General features: G+C 63.9%; 1 pseudogene (running past both ends of the window). It reads right to left on the reverse strand.

From position 1 onward, the window contains the following. Positions 1 to 2,025 (reverse strand): annotated as a pseudogene (locus tag FVQ81_10050) (AAA family ATPase) (it extends past both window edges: 173 nt to the left, 1,576 nt to the right).

Raw genomic sequence — 2,025 nt, forward strand, 5'->3', positions numbered from 1 at the left:
GCAGGCGCGAGGGCTGCCCGTCCAGCTTTGCCTCCGCCAGGGCGAACAACTCCACCGCGCCCTCGAAATCACCCGGCAGGGAACGCTGGAACAGGGCCTGTCCCTTGAAATGGCATGCTCTGGCGGCCTGCTCGTTTTCGTGCAGTTCTTCGGCCAGCTCCGCCAGGCAATCGAAATCGTTCAGCGCCTCATCGTAACGCCCCAGCAGAAGATTGACCTGGCCCCGCTGCTCGTAGAGCACCGAGCGTTTCTGCCGCCCGTCGCTGACCCGGTATTCGTCAAGCAGTTTCTCTGCCCGGCCGAACAGCATCAAGCTTTTCTCATTGTCGAAAATCAGTCGGGCCAGCTTACCGGCTTCAAGGTAGAAAGAGGCGGCTTTATCGGGAATCTCGGCGTGGGAGTAATGCAGAGCCGTGAGCAGGGTTTTCTCGAACCTGTCGCCCAGCTCGGTGTCCTCTAAAATCCGGGCCACCTGGCCGTGCAGGCGTTTGCGCAGGGTCGGCACCAGCTCCTGGTACAGCTTCTCGCCGATCAGCGCGCGCTTGAACGTGTAGACCCAGTCGGGGTCTTTCTCGTTTTCCAGCCGGGTGATTTCCTTACCGGTGAGATGCGAGAATATCTCTTCCAGGTCCTTGCCCGAGAACTGGTCGCTTTGGTCGGCTTGGGGCAGGAAACGGCGGATAATGATATAGCGCAGGATATTGCCCAGTACGCTGGAGTAGCGGATCGCCGCGTGCTCATCGCTGCTGAGCCGCGTGATCCGCTCCTCGATAACGCCCTGGATTTTGGTCGGGATCGAGACGGCTTTGAAATTCTCCGCATCGAACCGGGTACAGCGGCCGTCGCTGACCGTAATCAACTCCTGCTCCAGCAGCTTAGCGCAGAACTCGATGATGAAAAACGGGTTGCTCTCCAGTTCCTCCTCCACCCGGCGCTTCATCTCCGGCGGCAGCTCATCCCCGGAGTCCTGCCGGTCGATTCCCAGCACCAGCGCGGCAAGGGTGCGGGCAGCTTCGGGTTTCAGCAATCCGGGACGGGACGCGCAGCGTTCGACAGGCAGGGATTTATCGCGCAGGACCCCCAGCTGCGACTGCCTCCTGGCGTTGATCGCCACCACCAGTCCGCCGCCGGCCTGGCGCAGGATAAAGGAGAGCAGGTGCAGGCTGTTGCGGTCGGCCCACTGGAGATCGTCGATGCACAGCAGCGCCGCGCCTCCCCGCTGGACAGCCCGCATGGCCTCGACAGTGAAAATTTCGGCCACCCGCTGGTAGAACAAGTTGCGCCGCTGCTCCGGGTCAAGCGATTCGGAGAACGGGGATTCGGGGATTTGGAGGCCCAGGAACGGGGCCAGCACCGGGGCCTGGGCAGCGGGGTCATCTCCCGCGCTGTCCAGTCCGGCCAACGCGCCGGCGATCTTGTCCCGGACAGTTTGCGCTGAATCGTGCCCGGTGATTGCGAACACCTGCTCCTTGAGGATTCGGCTGAACGGAAAGAACGGGTAGGCGCCCTCGTCGCTGTGGCTCTCGGGGACCGCGCTGTCCCGGTCGATTTCACCGGTGCCGGGACCCTCCCCCTGGTACCAGCTGTAGCATTCGCCGAACCAGACAGGCCAGCCACGGCCGAGCGCCCAGTGGGCCACCTCGGCGATCCGGCGCGTTTTGCCCACTCCGCTCGAGGCCACCACCGAGATCAGGGCGGGAGAGTCGCTTCTGCCCGCGGCCGCATTTTCCAGCGCCGCCATCATCCGGGCCAGACAGCGGTCCCTGCGCATATCCTTCTCGCCGCGGACCACGATCCCGTTGCGGGTAACCAGCGGGTAACGGCGCAGCCGCTCGATAAACTCGGCCACCGACTCAAACTGCCGGCGTTCGTGCAGGGAATAGAGCGGGACCGGAGCGCTGAAACCCTTCAGCTCGGCTTTGCGCAGCGGCGGCTCGGGCTGGATCAGGTGTTCGACCTTGCGGCGCTGGGAATCGACTGTCAGCAGCGTGCCCGGCGGATGTACAAACCCTCCGTCGGCCCCGG

The sequence above is a fragment of the Candidatus Glassbacteria bacterium genome (assembly GCA_019456185.1).
Classification (GTDB): Bacteria; Gemmatimonadota; Glassbacteria; order GWA2-58-10; family GWA2-58-10; genus JAJRTS01.